The following is a 19,626-nucleotide window of genomic DNA, read 5'->3' as shown; positions in this document are numbered from 1 at the left end:
TAAAGAAAATTGTTATAAAGAAGAAACCGTAATTGCAGTGAGGTAATTACGGTTTTTTTGATTGTATTAAGTTTTACAATTACTTGTTCTTAACTAATTCCTTTCCACAACTCACTCCAATTTTTTGAACTAAATCTCCATTTTTTGGATTTTGTAAATCTGCAGGGCTAATATTTTGTGCTTTCATTTTAGTAATGGCACAATCGGCAAGAAAAGTTGCCTCTTTATCGCTTACACCGCTTTTTGTAAAGGTGCTTTTTAAAATAGTTTTGTATGTTTCTTCGGTTTTAGGATTCCAAGTATTTTGTTCCGAATTGAATTTAGATAGGGCTTCCTGTGCACATTGAGTTCCCATTTGTCTTACGGAGATTACAACTCCAGGTTTTTTAATATCATCTGGTTTTAAATCATTGCGTTTAATTTTTTCAAAAACACAATCAGCAATATAAATGGCTTGTTCATCTGAGAAGATTCCTTTTCCTTTAGTTTTTGCAGTTTCTGTAAACTGTTTTTTAAAATCGGCTTCTTTTTCAGGTGTCCATTCGTTTTTATTGCATGAAAATAACATGAAAGCTACCAATGTAATGCTAATGTAATTTTGGATTTTTTTCATTTTAAAATATTTTTGATTATAAAAATGAGTTGTTTAAAACGCTCAAATTTTTTGCAAAAATATTTCGAATAGATGTTTTGAATAACCGCTAAAAGATTTTTTAATAATAGAATAGGGTATTTAAAATGACTTAATATGATAGTTTTAAGACTTGTAATGGTTGTTTCAGTTTTAGTATCAAATTAGTTTTGCATTTCAGAAATATTATTTTTTTATGGAACTAAACTAAAGCCTAACAGAAAACGATTATTTGCAACAGCAATTATATATTGTTTCAAACAGTGAATTTTTTAAGAAAGAAAGAAAAAATAACAATATTGCTATTATAGTATTATTAATTATACTGGCACTATTTTTATTTTTAATAACTAAAGATCAATTCTTTATTTATGCATTTCTAATAGCAATAATTGTTTATTGTTTTGTTTCCACTCGTTATTTAAAATAGTTTTCAAGAATTCGTTTAAAAAAATATGTAGATTCTGTTTATTTAAAGAAATGCGGAATAATAACAAATATTAAATTTGAAGAAGATCATATTTTGACTTCAACCTCAATAATCGATACAAAACTTAAGTTTGTTGGATTTCAAAGTATTAGCGAAATTGAAGATTATTTTTTTATCACATTTGTAACAGATGAGAATTTTATAATTCCTAAAAAACATGTTGAAGACATTTCGGCATTGAGAAATCTTTTAAAAGAAATTGCCGAAAAAAGAAGAATCGATTTTATTTCAGAGTTAGATTGGAAGTGGAAATAAAACCTTAATTTGATTTAAATCAAAAAGTAAAAATGGATAAAAATCTAAAATACATCGTAGAAAATTACATAGTGTTTGAAGAAATAACTAAAATGGCAAATATCTCTTCAGACAAGTTGAATGAATTAATCGAAAATAAACTTGTCCCAGAGCCTTCTTATGTTATAAATTCAGATATAACAATCAGTTCTTCTTTAAATGATAGTCATAAAGTTAGTATTGAAAGAAGGTATTTTCACCCAAGTATTTTACAGCTTATTAAAGATAATGTTGAGAATCTTAATCCTGAAAAATTCAAAAGAAATTTTAAAGAAAATTTGTTGTCAACTCTTAAAAACCACGCTCACAAAACCTTTGCATACGGAAATGTTTTTGATGAAAATGGAAATATCGACAATGAAAAAATAGAAAATGCATTAGAAGAAGAGTGGAATTATTTCTTGAAAGGCGTGTACGGAATTTGCACTTTAAATAATAATGAAAACGCCATTATCGATAAAGAAATCGCAATAAAAAGAATTTTAAATTTCATTGAAAAGAAATCTAATTCTTTGACAGAAGATGAAAAAATAGAATTGCAAGAACTTAATGAAGAATTCAATAAATCAACAAGTTTATTTGCGCCATATCAAAGAGAATCAAGCAGTAGAGGCAAATATTTGGATGAGTTATTAAGAGAGTTTGATTTAGGGGACTTAATTAAATAATAAGAAAAAATATATGGATAAGCAAAAATTAAAACAACAGCTTATTAGTTTTACTATTAAAGGAGTAAAAGATTTTTTAGATAATAATCTAAACCTAGAATTCTATGCATTCGCTTACGATTGCAATGCAGAATACGCAGAAGTTAATTTGTGTTTCAATACAATGGAGGATTTCGATAAAACTCTTAATCATTATCAAAATGGAAGATTTTCTGAAAATTATAAAACTGATGAGGCTATTAATGATTTAAGATATAATACTGGAGATTGGAAATATCAATGTTTCGATTCTATCGATATTTTATCAGAAGAAGAGTTAAATAAAATATACAATGATCTTCCAGAAGACGATTACAAATCGTGGAATATTTTTGTAGAAGAATTAATGGAATTATTTTGTGAATGTTTGTTAGAATTTAGAACTTCAGAAGTTTATCATAGTATTCCAAAAACTAAAGATTTTGTTTCATTCTGTATTGATCATGATGAAGATTTTGAAGATGCAGAAGAAAGATTAAAAAGAACAGAAAATAGAAAAGCGAGAATCATTTGATTCTCGCTTTTCTATTTTTTAATATTCCGGAGCCAGTTCTAATTCCAGTCCTTCTAATTCTTCAGTAATTGGGATCTGACAACCTAAACGGCTGTTAGATTTAACATAAAACGCTTCCGAAAGCATAGCTTCTTCTTCATCTCCCATTTCTGGTAATGCAACATCATTTAGAACATAACACTGGCAGGAAGCGCACATTGCCATTCCTCCGCAGGTTCCTTCAACAGGAAGTTCGTATGCTTTGCATAACTCCATTATATTCATTGCCATATCAGTCGGAGCCTGTAATTCGTGTATAACTCCTTCTCGATCTTTAATTTTTATTAATACATCCATTTATTATGGGGATTTATTGGCAGGATTTTATAACGTGAAAAAATCCTGTATTTATAAACTAGCTTGGTTTAGTGCTAAATGCGTACTCTTTACCGTTACTTTCTTTAAGACGCATCTTTACGCCCAAAACAAAATCATTTTTTTCAAGAATTGTAATTACTGCAACGACTGAATAATAATCTCTATCAGATTGAAATGTTAATGTACCTTCGTAAGTAGAATTTAAAACTCCTTGTTTATCTGTTGTTACAGAAACTTTTCTTGGATTTAAAAACTGAGCAGAACTATAGGTTGCTTTGTTTGCAAATTTTCCTTTTCCGTCAACAAAATCATAAAGGAAATCATAATTTCCAATACTTAAAGTTCCAGGTGCATCATTCGGGTTAATCGAAAATACAATTTTTCCCGAATAGGTAAAATCCGACCATTCTTCCGCTTCACTTATCCATGCTTTGTCAACAACGACTGTTTTAATTTGCGCATAAATGCCTGACGCAAAAAACAATAGTAAAAATAGAGTGTAAAACTTCTTCATAAAATTAAGATTAAGGGTTATGTCACAAATTTAAGTTAAAAATGTAACAAATAGTTAACTAAAACTCTTAAATCTTTATGTTGTTTTTTATGAAATCCTCAAAAAACTACAAATTTACAGTAGTTTTATTGAATTTTTGCAAAAGTTATTACTTAAAGGCCTATTATTCTTGTTAATTCAGACAAATCAAAATAAGAGGATCAAGACTACTTTTTGTTACATTATATTTACCACAGTTTCAATTTGTGGTGCATATTTTTTTATAGTCGTTTCAACTCCTGCTTTAAGTGTCATCTGGTTAACGCTGCAGCTTATGCATGCACCTTCAAGACGAACTTTTACATGTTTATCATCATCTATAGAAATTAGCGAAATATCTCCGCCGTCAGACTTTAAGAATGGCCTAATCTCGTCTAAAGCCAATAAAACATTATTTGTTAATTCTTCTGTTGTCATAATATTTAATGTGTCAATTAGAAAATGCGTCAATTAGAAAATTTAAAAAATTATCTCATTATCCCATTATCTCAATTATCCTAATTTTTTTTCACTGCAGAACAGCCAGCCATTGTTGTAATTTTAATAGCTTCAGTAGCCGGAAGACTTTCATTTCTATTTACAGTTTCCTGAACGACGTTTCTCGTGATTTCTTCAAATACAGCTTCAATTGGCGATGCTGTCTGCAAAGCTGCCGGACGCCCGTAATCGCCTGCTTCACGAATAGACTGTACAATTGGAACTTCTCCTAAAAATGGAACATTTAAGTCTTCTGCAAGGTTTTTTGCTCCTTCTTGTCCAAAGATATAATATTTATTATTTGGGAGTTCTTCTGGTGTAAAGTAAGCCATGTTTTCGATAATTCCCAAAACAGGAACATTAATGTTATCCTGCATAAACATCGAAACCCCTTTTTTAGCATCGGCAAGAGCCACAGCTTGTGGAGTACTTACCACTACAGCTCCTGTAATTGGTAATGACTGCATGATAGAAAGGTGAATATCTCCAGTTCCCGGAGGTAAATCAAGAAGCATGAAATCCAATTCTCCCCAGTCTGCATCAAAAATCATTTGGTTTAAAGCTTTTGCCGCCATTGGGCCTCTCCAGATCACGGCCTGGCTTGGTGCTGTAAAAAATCCAATAGAAAGCATCTTAATTTCGTAGCTTTCAATTGGTTTCATTTTTGATTTTCCGTCAACTGTAATAGAAACCGGTTTTTCGTTTTCAACATCAAACATAATCGGCATAGAAGGACCGTAAACGTCAGCATCCAAAACGCCGACTTTAAAGCCCATTTTTGCCAACGTAACGGCAAGATTTGCAGTTACTGTTGATTTTCCAACTCCTCCTTTTCCAGAAGCTACTGCAATAATATTTTTAATTCCCGGAATTGCACGACCTTTAATTTCGGCTTTTTCAGGAGTTTCAACTTTAATATTTACTTTAATTTTTGCATCGGCAGATATTAATTCGTGAATCGTTTTTTTAATATCATCCTCAGCTCTTTTTTTGATATGCATCGCCGGCGTGTGCAATACTAAGTCAACAACAACTTCATCTCCAAAAGTAATTACGTTAGCAACCGCACCACTTTCGACCATATTTTTGCCTTCTCCGGCTATAGTGATTGTTTCTAAAGCCTTTAGAATTTCTTTTCTATCTAATTTCATTTTATTGTGCTATTATGTATGGAAAGAAATCGGTTTGAAACTTCTATGTTAATTTAAACTGATTTCAGACTGCAAAGATAACAGATTAAGTTCGGATTTAAACCCTTTTAAATTGTATTTATTGATATAGAGATTAGTCAAAATGATGAATATCGATTTTTTTAAAGCATTGAAATGAGAATAAGATACCCGAAACTTATTTTTGATGATTTCACCTGCAAAAATTCGTATGAAATTTACTGCATAAAAAATAAGAATTCTCGATTATCTTGATTAAATTTGAGTACCTCAAATCAAAGATTTCCAATTGTACAAAAAAGTATGAAAACTTATTTTTGGAGCTTCTTTATGAGTTTTCGATATTTTTTAAAATAATTTTTTGTTTAAAAATTTAAACCTTAAAAATATGCGAAATTTTACTTCTCTTATTGTAATTATTGCTTGTAGTTTTTTAATGTTTTCTTTTAATCCGACAAGCATTGCTTTTAAATCCAAGAATGATATTAAAGAATTAAAAAACGTCTTTAAATCCAAAAAAAATATTGTTTTAGGAACAGTAGACGGAGCTTCGATAAATAGCTTTTATAAAAAATATCCCAAACTCAAAAATTACCAAAAAGATGTTGAAGAGCTTTATAAAAAGAAAGAATATAAGACGATTTGGTATGATGATAAAAGTGTAAGCGAATTTGGTGCTTTACTGTATCATAAAGTAAGCCTGTTGGAAGAGCAGGGCATTAATGCCGAAATGCCTTATATGGATTTGGTTGATGATGTTTTTAATGAAAACGTTTCGAATAAACTTCCGCAGATAGATACAGAACTGCTGCTTTCTAATATGTATGTCTTTTATGCAAGTAATGTTTACTCTGGTGTCGATCCCGAAACATTAAAAAAAATTGGATGGTTTTTGCCTACAAAGACCATTTCGTACGATAGAATTTTAGATTCGTTAATGGGAGATCCAAGCCGATTGAATAAAGACGAAAATCTTCTCTTTAGCCAATATTATAAACTTCAAAATGTATTACAGAGATACCGCAATATTGAAAAAAACGGACTTTGGAAAAAAATTGAAATTGACGAAGCCAATTTTAAAGAACTAAAGCCTTTAGACAGCGGAAAAGTGATCCAGCAGATTAGGGAACGTTTGTTTGTGGTTGGCGATTTAAAAGAAGATTCTAAAAGTAAATATTATGATCAGGAAATGATGGACGCTGTTTTGAAATACAAAAAGCGTTACGGACTTAAACTGAATTATACTTTTACAAAAGAACAAATCGATCAGATGAACGAGCCAATAGGCAATAGAATCCGAACTATTATGCTGAATATGGAACGCTGTAGATGGATTCCGACGAAACTGGCAAAAGCCGATGAATATGTAATGGTAAATATTCCGTCGTTTAGACTTGTGTATGTAAAAAACGGAAAATACGATTTGGTTTCGGATGTTTTTGTGGGAACACGAATGACCGAAACGGTAATTTTTAGCGGTAATATCGACCGAATTGTTTTCAGTCCTTATTGGTACGTTCCGGCAAGTATCATAAAAAATGAATTAAAACTCAAAATGGCCGAAGACAAAAATTACCTCGCAGATCACAACATGGAATGGAACGGAGGAAATGTGAGACAAAAACCCGGACCAAATAATTCTTTAGGATTAGTCAAATTTATGTTTCCAAACCCAAATGATATTTACCTGCACGACACACCTGCAAAAAGTTTATTTGATTTTGAAAAACGTATTTTCAGCCATGGCTGCATTAATGTAAAAGATGCAAAACAACTGGCATTAGAAATTTTAAAAGACAATCCAGACTGGCCGGTAGATAAAATTAATCAAGCCATGAGCGGTGAAAAAGAAACTACCTGCATGCTCAAAAAGAAAATACCAATTTATATAGGATATTTTACGGCCTGGGTAAACGATGATGGCGAAATTGGTTTTTATCCTGATGTTTATGACCGCGATCCACGTTTAGATAAATTGCTTTATTCTGATGCTGTTGCACTTAAATAAAACGAAATCCCCGTCAGGATTCTCACATCCTGACGGGGATTCTTTAAAAAAATGGTCTACAAGTTTATTCGTATTTTAAATATTTTAAAACATCTATTTTAGTAACCTGATACGCTTTTGCCAAAACAATCAGCAGAGTAAGCATTACCAGCGAAATAAGTGCAACGGTAAACGGAACTGGCGAAATATTGATTCTAAAAGCGAAATCCTCCAGCCATTTCTGCAATAAAATATAAGCCGGAACAATACCAATTCCAAATCCCATAAAGCAGAAAAGAATATATTGTTTTGATAATTCTTTTAGTAAAACATCTGTTTCTGCACCAAGGGTTTTTCTAATTGCAATTTCTTTCAGTCTTCTTTCCATCGAAAATGATGCCAAAGCAAACAATCCGAAAATAGCAATCGTAATTACAACCAGATTCAGGATAAAAAACAAATCTTTTTGTTTGACTTGTTCCTCATAAGTTCTCGCAAAACCTTTATTTACAAACTCATAAAAGAAAGGATAATCCGGATTAACGTTTTTCTCCCAATATACTTTTAGTTTATCTAATGTTTCAGATAAATTATTTGGAGAAACTTTTACATACACATTTTGAAAATTATTCCATTTTAAAGTTTTCATGTTGATGAAAACCATTGGCGGAACTTTATTTTGAAGTCCGGTAATGTGAAAATCCTTTACAACGCCCACAACCTTAAATTTCATAATGCCTTTTTCGCCGCCCCAGCCCGAAGTTATGACCGTATTAATTGGATTTTTAAGACCCAAAGTTTTAGCCAGCGTTTCATTTATCAGCCAGTTGTCAATCGTATCTGAAGCAAATTTTGGAGACAAATCGCGGCCTTCAACAATTTTAATTTTCATCATTTTCAAAAAGTCAAAATCCATTTCGACATTTCTTGGCTGAACAAAAACACCATTGTGTGTAAAACCAGAGCTGGAATTTGTACTGTTTCCAAAAGTTCCTGCGAAAGTAGAAACCTCCTCAACTCCCGGAATTTTAAGAATTTCTTGTTTGGTAAGCTGGTATTTATCGCCTTTTTTAGCATAATCCTGATAATTAAACGGAATCCTGATAACCTGATTTCCGCTAAAACCAAGATCTTTATTCATCATATAATCAACCTGAGAATTTACAATTAGAGCTCCAATGATAAAGAAAGCCGCAATTCCGAATTGAAAAATAAGCATCGAATTTCGAATCCAGATACCGCTTTTACTTCTGGAGAAATTCCCTTTTAAAACTTTTAAAGTTTCAAAGTTTGAGATATAAATGGCAGGGAATATACCAGCAAGAATGATTACTAATCCAAAAATCAAAATAAGCTGCAGGTAAAATTCACCGCCATTCATAGTCAGGGTTTTTCTTAAAAATGTATTGTAATACGGTAAAGAAAGTTCAACAATTGCCAGGGCAAACAAAATGGACAGCGTTACAATTATAGCCGTTTCGAAAATAAACTGTGCAATAATTTGGTTTTTTGAAGCACCTACAATTTTGCGAACTCCAACTTCTTTGGCACGTTTAATAGCAGATGCCGTTGCCAGATTAATATAGTTTACCAATGATAAAACCAAAATCAGGATCGATAAACCAGCCATAATGTAAATAAGCTGTAAGTTACCTTTTCCTTCAGGGGAAGCAGATCCCGTAGTTTTTGTACCATGAAGACGCAAAGTTTTAAGCTGGTCAAGAACAACTTTTATTTCGCCATTTTCTTTAATGTATTGTTCAGGAGTCTGGCCGCTTTCTTTGGCATCTTTCAAAGTTCTGTTTACATAATTTACGTTATGTATTTTCTTTGAAACTACCGCCAGATCAGCTCCTTTTTTAATTTTAATCATTAAACCATAGCTGAAATTTCCCCAGTTATTAATATCGCCCTCGCGAATAATATCGCCAAAAACGTAATTAGGTTCAAAAGAAGAAGGTTTTACAATGCGATAAACAGATTTTACAATGTATGACTTATCGTTGTATATAATCGATTTTCCTATTGGGTCTTCATCATTAAAAAGCAGTTTTGCCTGTTCTTCGGCAATTGCTACACTGTTTTTTTCTTTTAAAATATCTTTTTTGGCTCCTTTAATAATTGGAAAAGGAAAGAAATCAAAAAAGTTATTATCAGATATCGTGATCTTTTTATCGATTACTTTTTTATTCTGATATTTTACAACAGCTTCATTGTACCAGTCGTTCATAAAGCAAATTTGCTCGATTTCAGGAATTGTAGCTTTACAAGTCTGCCCAAACGGAATTGAACTTGTCGCCCAGGTATCGCCGGTTGAACCTATTATATTTAGAACCTGATATACATTTTCTTTTTTAGGATTCCATTGGTCATAAGCGTGCTCATTATTCCAGTATAAAATAGCAAAAATCACGCTGGCAACCCCAATACTTAATCCTAAAACATTTAAAAGCGAAAACAATTTGCTTTGCTTTAAATGATAAACAAATATTTTAAACCAGTTAAAAATCATGGTATACGTTTTATAATTATGTTAGTTATTTTGGTCAAAAGGCCGGTTTTGCCTTAAAAAAGAAGATTAAAAATTTTGCAAACAAATTCTGCCAGAACCATGATTGCAGTAACAACAAAGTCTATCATTTTGTAATTATTTAGCGTCCATAAAAACATCTACATTTCTCTGATTTAGTTTTTCAGAGAATATAACTCCGTCTTTCATATGAATCGTTCTTTGCGAAAAAGAAGCATCATAATCAGAGTGGGTAACCATCAAAATTGTAGCGCCTTTGGCATGTAAATCAGTCAAAAGTTCCATTACTTCATTACCATTTTTACTGTCCAGATTTCCTGTTGGCTCATCGGCCAGAATAATTTTAGGATCATTAACCAAAGCTCTTGCCACGGCAACTCTTTGCTGCTGACCACCCGAAAGCTGCTGCGGAAAATGTTTCAATCGGTGTGAAATATTTAATTTCTCAGCAATAGCTTCAATTTTTTGTTTTCGGTCAGATGCTTTTACGTTATTGTAAAGCAAAGGCAGTTCGATATTATCATAAACAGAAAGCTCGTCGATTAAGTTGAAATTCTGGAAAATAAAACCGATATTTTCTTTACGAACAGCCGCTCTGCCTTTTTCTTTTAAACCAATCATTTCCTGGTCCAGCAATTTGTAACTTCCATCAGAAGCGCTGTCCAAAAGTCCGATTATATTCAACAAAGTCGATTTCCCACAGCCGGAAGGTCCCATAATAGTCAGGAAATCCCCTTTTTTAATTTCTAAATTAATTCCGCTTAAAGCTGCAGTTTCAACTTCTTCGGTTCTAAATACTTTGGTTAAATTTTGTATCGTAATCATAATTTTAAGGATTAGTTATTAAATACGTTTTTTGATTGATGATTGAAACCTTTTTATAATTGTGAATTGTAAGTTGTGAATTGTAAGTTGTGAATTGTAAAATGTAAGCTGTGAACTGCGACTGAACACTGCGACTGCTTACTGCGACTGAATCGAAAGTTCTTCAATATCTTTATAATCAGAGTAAGATGAAATTATCACAGATTCACCTTCTTTAAGCCCTTCCAAAACTTCGTAATACGAAGGATTTTCGCGGCCTAATTTTATATTTCGTCTCTCGGCTTTATTTCCTTTTACTACAAAAATCCATTTTCCGGCAGTTTCCTGATTAAAGCTTCCTTTTTGTACCACCAGAATTTTATTTTTCTCAGATAAAATAAGCTTCACTCCAAAACTTAAACCGTCTTGCAAAGCAATATATTCTTTAGACGCAAAAGCCAATTCTACAATAAAATGTCCGTTTTTAACTTCAGGAATAACTTTGGTAACCACAACTTCAAGAGTTTTTCCTTTAAATTCTACCTGACCTTTTAAGCCTTCATGAATTTTTTCCAGATAAAACTCATCAACATCGGCAGATAATTTGTAACCTCTTTTCGAATCAATTTTTCCAATGCTTTGACCCGCCTGAAATGTTTGTCCTAACACAGCTTCAAATGAAGTTAATCTTCCCGTTTCAGGAGCCGTAATCAAAAAGTTCTTTTTATTATTTCGTAAAATCTCAAGGCTTTTTTCCATAGTTTGAATCGAGCGGTTTATTTGCGAAATCTGAAGCTGATTCGATTGTTTTTCTTTTTGAATGCTCTGCTGAATTGTTTTTTTACGTTCTTCCTGAAAACGAAGGCTTTCCTTAAAAGTATTCCAGTCGTTTTTTGAAATCACATCTTTGGCAAACAATTTCGCATTCAAATCGTATAATCTTTTGGCATCATTATAATCATGTTCGATTAAAACCAAATCTTTGGTCAAATTCAATTCCTGATTTCTAATGTTCAGTTTCCCCGTATTCAAATTATTAATCTGTTCAATAATTGCCGTTTCCTGAGTTAGATAATTCAGTTCAGTATTTGGGTTATACAAACGCGCCAGCGACTGGCCTTTTGTAACCATTGCACCGTTTTCTACAAAAATCTCTTTTACAGATCCTCCTTCTGTAACGTTTACAAGCATTACGTTCAGTGGTTCGACTTTTGCCTGAAAAACAACAAAATCTTCAAAAAAAGCTTTTTCAACTTTATGAATAGAAATTTCTTCGGCTTTTACATTTAAACTTCTTTTTGAATTAAAAGAAAAAAACACGATTACAGCCACAGCTAAAAAAACTCCAATTGCTATTGTGAGATATCTAAATTTTCTATTTTTACGAGGAATTACCTTGTCCATTTTTTAAATAATTTACTGATAACCAATAGGTAAATACTGTGCCATAAAATTTATTTTTTGTAAAGTATTGATTTTAAAGAGACTTTAAAAACTATCCAAAAACAGAGTGTCCGATAATGAACAGTTGACCGTTCAAAATCGAACAAAAAATTGCAGCATGAGAAAAAAGCAAGCCCAAATATTAATCGTTGACGATCAGGAAGAAATTCTTTTTTCGGCAAAAATGATTCTCAAAAAACATTTTGAAACGATTTTTACGACAAACAGCCCAAAAAAAATCATTTCAATTTTGAATGAAAACGAAATAAATGTCGTTTTACTGGACATGAATTACCGAATTGGTTTTGAAGACGGACGCGAAGGAATTCATTGGCTGAAAGAAATAAAAATACTTTCGCCAAACACAATTGTGATTTTAATGACCGCTTTCGGGAAAATTGATACAGCAGTTGAAGGAATAAAAATGGGTGCTTTTGATTATGTTTTAAAACCCTGGCACAACGAAAAATTACTGGAAACAATTGATAAGGCTGTCGCCGAAAGCCGAAAAAACAGCAAAAAACCAGTTATTGAAAAAACAGAGAAACGTTATTTTGTAGGCACATCTCCCAAAATAAAACAAGCCTACGCAATTGCCGAAAAAGTAGCCAGAACCGATGCAAACGTTTTAATTTTAGGTGAAAACGGAACCGGAAAATATGTTTTTGCGGAGTTTATTCAACAAAACTCCGCGCGAAAAAACGAGCCTTTTATTCATGTCGATTTAGGATCTTTAAGTGATAATTTATTTGAAAGCGAACTTTTTGGATACGCAAAAGGCGCTTTTACAGATGCCAAAACCGATACGCCTGGTAGATTTGAAATGGCGCAGAACGGAACCATTTTTTTGGATGAAATAGGAAATATTCCGCTTCATTTACAATCAAAATTATTGCACGTTCTGCAGACTAAAACCGTTACGCGTTTGGGCGAAAGCAAGCCAAGACCTTTAAACGTGAGAATAATTTCGGCAACCAATAATGATATCAAAGCTGAGGTAAAAAGCAAAACTTTTCGGGAAGATTTGCTTTACAGAATCAATACAATGGAAATAAACCTGCCTTCTCTGCGTGAACGAAAAGATGATATTGTGCCAATGGCAAATTTTATTCTTGAAAATATTGCCGAAAAATACAATCAGGAAAACTGGCATTTCGAAGAAAACGCTGCGCCGTATTTAGAAAGATATCCGTGGAAAGGAAATGTGCGCGAAATGGAAAACAAGATTGAACGTGCCGTTATTTTAGCTGAAAACAATACTATTTCGGTAACTGATTTAGATATTCTGGATTTTGAAGATATTCAGGAAAACGATGATAATCCATTATCTGAAATGGAAAAAACAGCCATCGAAAAAGCACTTTTTAAACATCACGGAAATATCTCTAAAACCGCCGAAGAATTGGGTTTGTCCAGAGCTGCTTTATACAGAAGAATAGAAAAATACGATTTGAAGAATTAGAGAAAGAAGCAAGAGCCAAGAAGCAAGATTTTTTTTTTGCCACAGATTACACAGATTAAAAGGATTTTTTTATCTGCTTAATCTGCGTGAAAAATTAATTTTAAAGACAAAAATTAAAATCATTTTAATCTGTGTAATCTGTGGCTAAAATTAAAACTAAATGAAAAACTGGAAATTTTATAATGCTTTGTTTATTAGAGTTTTGTTTGTAATGATACTCTTTTTCTGCTGCGTTTTTCTTATTTACAAAACGTTTTATTACAACGCGCTTTTGGTTGGGTTTTTCGTTTTTTTGTTCTTGGCCGAAATGTATTTTTATGTCAAAAACCAACTGCAGTTTTACGACAGAACTTTGCTTTCAATTCTTCAAAATGATTTTTCGACCAATTTTCCCGAAGAGAATAAAAAAGACAATTTCAAAAGCCTGTATCTTTTATATGAAAATTTAAAAATTCGGCAGCAGGAACAAACGTCAAAAGAAATGATTTATCGTTCGCTTTTAAACAATATTGATACAGCGGCTTTAATTCTGGAAAAAGATAACGAAGACTGGAACATTTTTTTAATGAACGACTGCTTTTCAGATTTATTTAAAGTTCCAAAAGTCAGTCATTGGAAATATCTTAAAAATTACCTGCCATCACTTTGCAGTGAAATTGAAAAAACAGAATTCAGCGAGTTAAAATCGGCAATTTCAATAAAAATAGAAGAACAGGATTTGCAGACTTTTATGCTGCAAACATCGCATACTCAAAGTTATAACAAAGAATATTTTATTATTTTATTAGATAGTATTCAGCGTGTTATTGAGAAAAAAGAAAAAGAAGCGTGGATTAATTTGATGAAGATTATTTCGCATGAATTAATGAATTCGTTAACACCAATTCGTGCGCTTTCGCAGAATTTACTGCACATTGTTGATCAGGAAAATTTAGTAGAAGATGATTTTGATGATATTAAAAGCAGTATTTCGACCATAATAAATAGAAGCGATCATTTGCAGGTTTTTGTCGAAAATTACAGAAAACTGGCCATGCTGCCAACGCCAACCAAACAAATGACGCCAATTAACGCTTTATTCGAAGACTGCCTCCGAATTATGAGTCCGATTTTGAAAGCAGAAAATATAGAATTAATAAATGATATTCACAGTTCACGTTCAATTATGATTGACAAAAATCAAATGGAACAAGTGATTATCAATTTGATAACCAACAGTGTGTATGCCTTAAAAGAAAAAAGCGAAAAGAAAATGTATGTTTCAAGTTATACAGAAAACAATCGTTTTTTTATCACAATCGCTGACAACGGAAAAGGAATCGCTCCTGAAATTCAGGACAAAGTATTTCTTCCTTTTTTCACTACAAGAAAAGACGGCGCCGGAATTGGTTTAACGCTTTCTAAAAACATCATCGAAGCACACGGCGGCTATTTAAGCTACCAAACTGATGAAGATAAAACGAGTTTTGTGATCTGCCTGATCTAGTTTTTTGAACCATATAAGTTATATAAGTTCATATTAAGGATTACGTATAGATCTCTCGCAAAGAAAATAAAAAAAGCTTTGCGACTTCGCGACTTTGCGAGACTAAATGACAAAGTGAATCAAAGCTAAATGAACTTATATAACTTATATGGTGAAAATTTTAGTATTGAACTTCAGGCTTCCAAAAGTGTTTTTCAAAATCGACGATTTGATTGTTTACCACTTTAATACCTTCATTTTCCAGAAGCTGCTGCATTAAATTTGTTCCGTCAAAATGATGTTTTCCTGTCAAAAGTCCTTTTTGGTTTACGACTCTGTGCGCCGGAACATCGTCCATATTATGACAGGCATTCATTGCCCAGCCCACCATTCGTGCCGAACGTGCCGTACCTAAAGCCTTTGCGATTGCGCCATAAGAAGTGACTCTCCCAAACGGAATTTGTCTGGCAATTACATACACTCTTTCGAAAAAATTTTCCTCAGCCATACATTAGTTTTTTTGCCACAGATTTAACGGATTAAAATGATTTTTTTGCTTTGTCTTAAAATTTAAGTTTCCCGCAGATTTTGCAGATTTAAACAGATTATTTTTTAAAACCCTTTTAGATCTGCTAAATAAATCCGTGAAAAATATCTAACCACAAAGTAAAAATCATTTTAATCCGTATAATCTGTGGCCTATAAAATTTTACCCGAAATAATAATTCAAAATATTAAAAAGCGTCACAACGGCAACTAAACCCGTAATACTTCCAATAATAGTATTCATGTTTCGCATTAAGTAATCCGTTTTCTTTTCAATCTTTCCGAAGAAAGCAATATAGCTGTATAAGACAACAAATGATCCCAGAACCGAACCTAAAACAAACGCGAAAATAATAGTGTTTTCAAATACAAAAAGATTGTATGAAGCCAGAGTGACACTCACTACAACATAATACGGAATTGGAAAAAAGTTTAATACCGAAAGCAGCATTCCAAGAAAGAAACGGCTTTTTTTACTGCTCTTTTTAATTTTCGATTTCTTTTTGGTTTTTGGTTCTTTGGCAATAAACAAAAAATAAATGGTTAGAATCGAAAAAATAACAAACCCAACTTCACGTAAAAGTGTTACAACATCTGGCCGATTATCTATGACACGTGCAAATAAAACTGCAACATACACCTGAAAAAAGATGACCAAAACCGCTCCAATAACAAACCATAAAGCGTTCTTTTTTCCTTCTTTCAAATTTATTTTGGCTGCTGTCATGTTGATTAATCCCGGAGGAATAATCCCAATTGCGGCGGCAATAAAACCTGAAAGAATAGGAGTAAGGTATACCATTCAGTAAGTTAATCGGTTAAAAGATTCGTTTCAAAATTAAATTAGTCTTTAATTTTGAAACGAATATACGTAATTGCCTTGTTAATTTCTAAATATTGTTTTTCATAAAATGTCTGGATCGAAGTTACAACTTCCGGACTTCCTTCATTTTTGTAAACATTATGATTAGCGTATAATACCTCGTGTCCTTCTCCATGAAGAAGCCCAAGCGTATAACCGTGCATAAATTCGCTGTCGGTTTTAAGGTTTACGACACCGTCTTTTTTAAGGATTTTTTTGTACAACTTCAGGAACTCAGAATTTGTCATTCTGTGTTTTGTTCTCTTATATTTAATCTGCGGATCCGGAAAAGTAATCCAGATTTCATCTACTTCGCCTTCGGCAAAAATGTGATTGATTAATTCGATTTGAGTACGTACGAAAGCAACATTATGAAGTCCGTTTTCGACAGCAGTCTTTGCACCACGCCAGAAACGTGCGCCTTTAATATCAATACCGATAAAATTTTTGTTGGGATATTTTTCTGCTAATCCAACTGAGTATTCACCTTTCCCGCATCCTAATTCTAAAACCAGAGGATTATCATTTTTAAAGAAATCCGAATTCCATTTCCCTTTTAAAGGCATTAAATCGCCTACAACTTCTTCTCTTGTTGGTTGAAAAACGTTTTGAAATGTTTCGTTTTCTCTGAATCTTTTTAGTTTATTTTTACTTCCCACTTTTACAAAAATTTTCGGCAAAATTAAGGAATATAAACGAATCAACGGGGTGTAAACAGGGTTTTAATTTTTAGCCACTCCCGATAGCTATCGGGATCACAGATTAAAAAGATTTTTTTTACATAAATAATCTGTATAGTCCCTACGGGACAACTTCAAAGTGAGCGATATTGATTTTACCGATATTTAATCTCTACGAGATATGCTCCGTTAGGAGTTAAAGATCGGTAGAAAAAAATGTTGATTTGATGAAATGTCCCGTAGGGACTATATGTTTTAAATTGTTTGCCACGAATCCACGAATTGTATTTTTAAAATCATTCGTGAATTCGTGGCGAAAAAAAAATATTCTTAACCGTAATGTGGTTCAGTAATTGGTTTTAATTTTGGATCAAGCGTTTCATCGTGCTGCGATAAATCCAATCCGATATGTTCTGATTCTTCAGAAACACGAAGCGGAATAATGAAATTGGTTACTTTAAATAAGAAATAAGCTCCAAAAAAAGTAAATATAGAAACTAGAACCAATGCCATCATGTGGTGACCAAAAACGTTCCAGCCTCCGTGTAGTAAACTTGCATCTTCGCCATGAGCAAAAATCGCTGTTAAAATCATTCCCATAATTCCTCCAACACCGTGGCAGGCAAAAACGTCAAGCGTATCATCGAATCTTTTAGAGAAGCGGCAGTTTACAGCTGAATTTGAAACCAAAGCGGTTACAAATCCAAAAAACATACTTTCCGGTACAGAAACAAATCCCGCGGCTGGCGTAATAGCTACTAAACCAACAACGGCACCAATGCAGGCACCAAGAGCAGAAACTTTTCTTCCGTTCATTCTATCAAAGAAAATCCACGTTAACATGGCTGCTGCCGATGAAGTTGTGGTTGTTGCAAAAGCCATTGCAGCAGTTCCGTTAGCAGCAAGTGCAGATCCGGCGTTGAAACCAAACCATCCGAACCATAACATTCCTGTTCCTAATAACACAAACGGAATGTTTGTTGGAATATGCTGACTGTTTTTTCTTTTCCCTAAAACTAAAACTCCCGCCAGAGCTGCAAAACCAGAACTCATATGGACAACAGTTCCTCCGGCGAAATCTTTAACTCCAAAATAACTTCCTAAAACACCCGTTGGATACCAAACCGCGTGACATAATGGAGCATATATAAAAATGGTAAATAAACTAATGAAAACTAAATAAGAGATAAAACGAACACGCTCTGCAAACGAACCCGTAATAATTGCCGGACAGATAATCGCAAATTTCATTTGAAATAAAGCAAAAAGCATAAACGGAATCGTACTTGCCAATTGTTTATGAGGCAAAACGCCCACATAATCCATAAAAGCAAAAGTTGTTGGATTTCCGAAAAAACTATAAAAATGATCTCCTGAACCAAAGCCAACCGGTTCGCCAAACGCCAGACTAAAAGCGACCACAACCCATAAAAGTGTAACAACACCTAAACAGATAAAACTTTGCAACATGGTAGAAATTACGTTTTTACGGCCCACCATTCCGCCGTAAAAAAACGATAATCCCGGTGTCATAATTAATACTAAACAACTTGAAGTAAGCATCCAGGCAACATCTGCTGGTACAATGTGATCTGTAGTTCCAAATTCTGATAAAACATAATTATTTTCTGTTACTGTTGGCCAAAATGCACCAATAGTACAAACAACACTTATCATAATGAAGGAAATAATCCAGCGTTTTTCTATTTTCATTTTTCAAATACTTAATTGAACCCTATTTTTTTTGGGGTCAAAGTTAAAAAAAATTAAATATTCTGATTTTAAGGGCTGTTAAAATAGCGGGTGCATTTTTATTTTAAATAAATTTATAAAATACACCCTGTTTTTTTGATACTATTTTATTTTGACACCCTAAATTACGCCCAATTTTGTCAATTACATTATAATTAATTTAATATTTTAACTAGTAAAGTGTTTAAAAAGTTATGTATATAAGAATAAAGTTGAAAAATGTTTATTTTTTTTGAAGCTTCGCAATCAAAGCGTCTTCAATTGGGGCTTTTAGCTTTGTTACTGCATCAACCTCATCATTCGGAATGGTCATTGATAAAACATAATGCTGAATTTTCCATTCTTTACCAACTTTTACCAAAACTCCTGAACCGCGGCAGATTTTCATTTGCGTATCCAGCAATTCATCAAACCAGGCTGTTTTTCCAGATTTGTCAAAAAAGATATTACGTTCTAAGGCTTTAAAATTCCAGGTTGTTCCTTTGTCGAAAAATGGTTTTGCCCAAACTGAAAATTCTTTTTTAGTCCAGTTTTCGGTTGCGTCAGTTCCAATATAAATAGCATCATCTGCCAAAGCAGAAAAATAAGCATCAAATTTTACTTCGGCAGCGGCTTTGTGCCAAGCATCAAGCGTTTGATTGATTTTGTCTTTGTCGGTTTGAGCATTTGCAAAAGAAGCGACGAATAATAACAGTAAAAGTGTTTTTTTCATGAGAGATTGTATTTGAGTTTAAAGATAAGGATTTTTTGATGGCACACGGATTTTACAGATCTAAACAGATTAAACGCAGGTAAATTTTAAAAAATCTGCCTAATCTGCGAAATCTGCGTGCAAAAAACTTTACAGTATTGCAAGACCCGAAACTTAAATTATCTTAAATAACTTATTATGGTTTAATCTCA

19 protein-coding genes are annotated in these 19,626 nt (G+C 32.8%); 6 read left to right on the top strand and 13 right to left on the bottom strand.

All coding sequences use genetic code 11. The features are described from left to right. Positions 1 to 79 precede the first annotated feature (79 nt). Positions 80 to 613 (bottom strand): hypothetical protein, encoded by a 534-nt coding sequence (locus BUC29_RS03005; RefSeq protein WP_073413206.1) that lies wholly within the window; start codon positions 611 to 613, stop codon positions 80 to 82. Between the two features lie 457 nt (positions 614 to 1,070). Here BUC29_RS03005 and BUC29_RS03000 point away from each other — a divergent pair, with 457 nt between their 5' ends. Genes BUC29_RS03000 through BUC29_RS02990 form a run of 3 tightly spaced genes read left to right on the top strand, consistent with a single transcriptional unit; the run spans position 1,071 to position 2,636 of the window. Next, positions 1,071 to 1,376: a YcxB family protein gene (locus BUC29_RS03000; protein WP_317043473.1), complete on the top strand. Its 306-nt coding sequence runs from the start codon at positions 1,071 to 1,073 to the stop codon at positions 1,374 to 1,376. 32 nt (positions 1,377 to 1,408) lie between these two features. Beyond that, positions 1,409 to 2,083: a DUF6058 family natural product biosynthesis protein gene (locus BUC29_RS02995; protein ID WP_073413202.1), complete on the top strand. Its 675-nt coding sequence runs from the start codon at positions 1,409 to 1,411 to the stop codon at positions 2,081 to 2,083. Positions 2,084 to 2,096: 13 nt separating this feature from the next. Next, positions 2,097 to 2,636 carry a DUF4303 domain-containing protein gene (locus BUC29_RS02990; protein WP_073413200.1) on the top strand — a complete coding sequence of 180 codons (540 nt, stop codon included), beginning with the start codon at positions 2,097 to 2,099 and terminating at the stop codon, positions 2,634 to 2,636. An 18-nt stretch (positions 2,637 to 2,654) separates the two neighbouring features. Here the strand turns inward: BUC29_RS02990 and BUC29_RS02985 are convergent, their stop codons facing one another. The 4 genes from BUC29_RS02985 to BUC29_RS02970 form a co-directional block, all read right to left on the bottom strand. Further along, a complete protein-coding gene (locus BUC29_RS02985) occupies positions 2,655 to 2,972 on the bottom strand; it encodes a 2Fe-2S iron-sulfur cluster-binding family protein (protein ID WP_012023404.1) in 318 nt (105 codons plus the stop codon). Between the two features lie 58 nt (positions 2,973 to 3,030). Further along, positions 3,031 to 3,507: a hypothetical protein gene (locus BUC29_RS02980; protein ID WP_073413198.1), complete on the bottom strand. Its 477-nt coding sequence runs from the start codon at positions 3,505 to 3,507 to the stop codon at positions 3,031 to 3,033. Between the two features lie 216 nt (positions 3,508 to 3,723). Next, the gene (locus BUC29_RS02975; RefSeq protein WP_053469915.1) at positions 3,724 to 3,963 is read right to left on the bottom strand and encodes a NifU family protein; all 240 of its coding nucleotides are present in this window, start codon (positions 3,961 to 3,963) and stop codon (positions 3,724 to 3,726) included. Between the two features lie 80 nt (positions 3,964 to 4,043). After that, on the bottom strand, positions 4,044 to 5,174 hold the full coding sequence (locus tag BUC29_RS02970) for an Mrp/NBP35 family ATP-binding protein (RefSeq protein ID WP_073413196.1): 1,131 nt from the start codon (positions 5,172 to 5,174) through the stop codon (positions 4,044 to 4,046). Positions 5,175 to 5,580: 406 nt separating this feature from the next. Between BUC29_RS02970 and BUC29_RS02965 the strand changes: the two genes are divergently transcribed. Then, on the top strand, positions 5,581 to 7,200 hold the full coding sequence (locus BUC29_RS02965) for a L,D-transpeptidase family protein (RefSeq protein ID WP_073413194.1): 1,620 nt from the start codon (positions 5,581 to 5,583) through the stop codon (positions 7,198 to 7,200). A gap of 64 nt (positions 7,201 to 7,264) precedes the next feature. Here the strand turns inward: BUC29_RS02965 and BUC29_RS02960 are convergent, their stop codons facing one another. From BUC29_RS02960 to BUC29_RS02950, 3 genes are all read right to left on the bottom strand, one after another. Then, positions 7,265 to 9,691, bottom strand: a complete 2,427-nt coding sequence (locus BUC29_RS02960; RefSeq protein ID WP_073413192.1) for an ABC transporter permease — start codon at positions 9,689 to 9,691, stop codon at positions 7,265 to 7,267. 135 nt (positions 9,692 to 9,826) lie between these two features. Further along, a complete protein-coding gene (locus tag BUC29_RS02955) occupies positions 9,827 to 10,534 on the bottom strand; it encodes an ABC transporter ATP-binding protein (protein ID WP_073413190.1) in 708 nt (235 codons plus the stop codon). Between the two features lie 138 nt (positions 10,535 to 10,672). Beyond that, positions 10,673 to 11,917: an efflux RND transporter periplasmic adaptor subunit gene (locus tag BUC29_RS02950; RefSeq protein WP_073413188.1), complete on the bottom strand. Its 1,245-nt coding sequence runs from the start codon at positions 11,915 to 11,917 to the stop codon at positions 10,673 to 10,675. 157 nt (positions 11,918 to 12,074) lie between these two features. Here BUC29_RS02950 and BUC29_RS02945 point away from each other — a divergent pair, with 157 nt between their 5' ends. Further along, positions 12,075 to 13,418: a sigma-54-dependent transcriptional regulator gene (locus tag BUC29_RS02945; RefSeq protein ID WP_073413186.1), complete on the top strand. Its 1,344-nt coding sequence runs from the start codon at positions 12,075 to 12,077 to the stop codon at positions 13,416 to 13,418. Between the two features lie 160 nt (positions 13,419 to 13,578). Further along, complete coding sequence (locus BUC29_RS02940; RefSeq protein WP_073413184.1) at positions 13,579 to 14,904, top strand: sensor histidine kinase; 1,326 nt, start codon at positions 13,579 to 13,581, stop codon at positions 14,902 to 14,904. Positions 14,905 to 15,064: 160 nt separating this feature from the next. Here the strand turns inward: BUC29_RS02940 and BUC29_RS02935 are convergent, their stop codons facing one another. The 5 genes from BUC29_RS02935 to BUC29_RS02915 form a co-directional block, all read right to left on the bottom strand. Continuing rightward, positions 15,065 to 15,391 carry an MGMT family protein gene (locus BUC29_RS02935; protein ID WP_053469923.1) on the bottom strand — a complete coding sequence of 109 codons (327 nt, stop codon included), beginning with the start codon at positions 15,389 to 15,391 and terminating at the stop codon, positions 15,065 to 15,067. 201 nt (positions 15,392 to 15,592) lie between these two features. Beyond that, the gene (locus tag BUC29_RS02930) at positions 15,593 to 16,231 is read right to left on the bottom strand and encodes a LysE family transporter (RefSeq protein WP_073413182.1); all 639 of its coding nucleotides are present in this window, start codon (positions 16,229 to 16,231) and stop codon (positions 15,593 to 15,595) included. 41 nt (positions 16,232 to 16,272) lie between these two features. Further along, on the bottom strand, positions 16,273 to 16,950 hold the full coding sequence (gene trmB, locus BUC29_RS02925; protein WP_073408106.1) for a tRNA (guanosine(46)-N7)-methyltransferase TrmB: 678 nt from the start codon (positions 16,948 to 16,950) through the stop codon (positions 16,273 to 16,275). A 351-nt stretch (positions 16,951 to 17,301) separates the two neighbouring features. Beyond that, positions 17,302 to 18,684, bottom strand: a complete 1,383-nt coding sequence (locus BUC29_RS02920; RefSeq protein ID WP_073413180.1) for an ammonium transporter — start codon at positions 18,682 to 18,684, stop codon at positions 17,302 to 17,304. 262 nt (positions 18,685 to 18,946) lie between these two features. Continuing rightward, positions 18,947 to 19,435 (bottom strand): nuclear transport factor 2 family protein, encoded by a 489-nt coding sequence (locus BUC29_RS02915; RefSeq protein ID WP_073413178.1) that lies wholly within the window; start codon positions 19,433 to 19,435, stop codon positions 18,947 to 18,949. Positions 19,436 to 19,626: the final 191 nt, after the last annotated feature.

Origin of the sequence: Flavobacterium defluvii (genome assembly GCF_900129555.1) — a bacterium.
GTDB lineage: Bacteria > Bacteroidota > Bacteroidia > Flavobacteriales > Flavobacteriaceae > Flavobacterium > Flavobacterium defluvii.
The sequence above is the reverse complement of the archived record's forward strand: the minus strand, read 5'-3'. Positions and strand labels throughout refer to the sequence as shown.

Excerpts from the sequence above, each read along its gene's own strand:
- BUC29_RS03005 (WP_073413206.1), bottom strand. The coding sequence starts at position 613 with ATGAAAAAAATCCAAAATTACATTAGCATTACATTGGTAGCTTTCATG.
- BUC29_RS02995 (WP_073413202.1), top strand. The coding sequence starts at position 1,409 with ATGGATAAAAATCTAAAATACATCGTAGAAAATTACATAGTGTTTGAA.
- BUC29_RS02990 (WP_073413200.1), top strand. The coding sequence starts at position 2,097 with ATGGATAAGCAAAAATTAAAACAACAGCTTATTAGTTTTACTATTAAA.
- BUC29_RS02985 (WP_012023404.1), bottom strand. The coding sequence starts at position 2,972 with ATGGATGTATTAATAAAAATTAAAGATCGAGAAGGAGTTATACACGAA.
- BUC29_RS02980 (WP_073413198.1), bottom strand. The coding sequence starts at position 3,507 with ATGAAGAAGTTTTACACTCTATTTTTACTATTGTTTTTTGCGTCAGGC.
- BUC29_RS02975 (WP_053469915.1), bottom strand. The coding sequence starts at position 3,963 with ATGACAACAGAAGAATTAACAAATAATGTTTTATTGGCTTTAGACGAG.
- BUC29_RS02970 (WP_073413196.1), bottom strand. The coding sequence starts at position 5,174 with ATGAAATTAGATAGAAAAGAAATTCTAAAGGCTTTAGAAACAATCACT.
- BUC29_RS02965 (WP_073413194.1), top strand. The coding sequence starts at position 5,581 with ATGCGAAATTTTACTTCTCTTATTGTAATTATTGCTTGTAGTTTTTTA.
- BUC29_RS02960 (WP_073413192.1), bottom strand. The coding sequence starts at position 9,691 with ATGATTTTTAACTGGTTTAAAATATTTGTTTATCATTTAAAGCAAAGC.
- BUC29_RS02955 (WP_073413190.1), bottom strand. The coding sequence starts at position 10,534 with ATGATTACGATACAAAATTTAACCAAAGTATTTAGAACCGAAGAAGTT.
- BUC29_RS02950 (WP_073413188.1), bottom strand. The coding sequence starts at position 11,917 with ATGGACAAGGTAATTCCTCGTAAAAATAGAAAATTTAGATATCTCACA.
- BUC29_RS02945 (WP_073413186.1), top strand. The coding sequence starts at position 12,075 with ATGAGAAAAAAGCAAGCCCAAATATTAATCGTTGACGATCAGGAAGAA.
- BUC29_RS02940 (WP_073413184.1), top strand. The coding sequence starts at position 13,579 with ATGAAAAACTGGAAATTTTATAATGCTTTGTTTATTAGAGTTTTGTTT.
- BUC29_RS02935 (WP_053469923.1), bottom strand. The coding sequence starts at position 15,391 with ATGGCTGAGGAAAATTTTTTCGAAAGAGTGTATGTAATTGCCAGACAA.
- BUC29_RS02930 (WP_073413182.1), bottom strand. The coding sequence starts at position 16,231 with ATGGTATACCTTACTCCTATTCTTTCAGGTTTTATTGCCGCCGCAATT.
- BUC29_RS02920 (WP_073413180.1), bottom strand. The coding sequence starts at position 18,684 with ATGAAAATAGAAAAACGCTGGATTATTTCCTTCATTATGATAAGTGTT.
- BUC29_RS02915 (WP_073413178.1), bottom strand. The coding sequence starts at position 19,435 with ATGAAAAAAACACTTTTACTGTTATTATTCGTCGCTTCTTTTGCAAAT.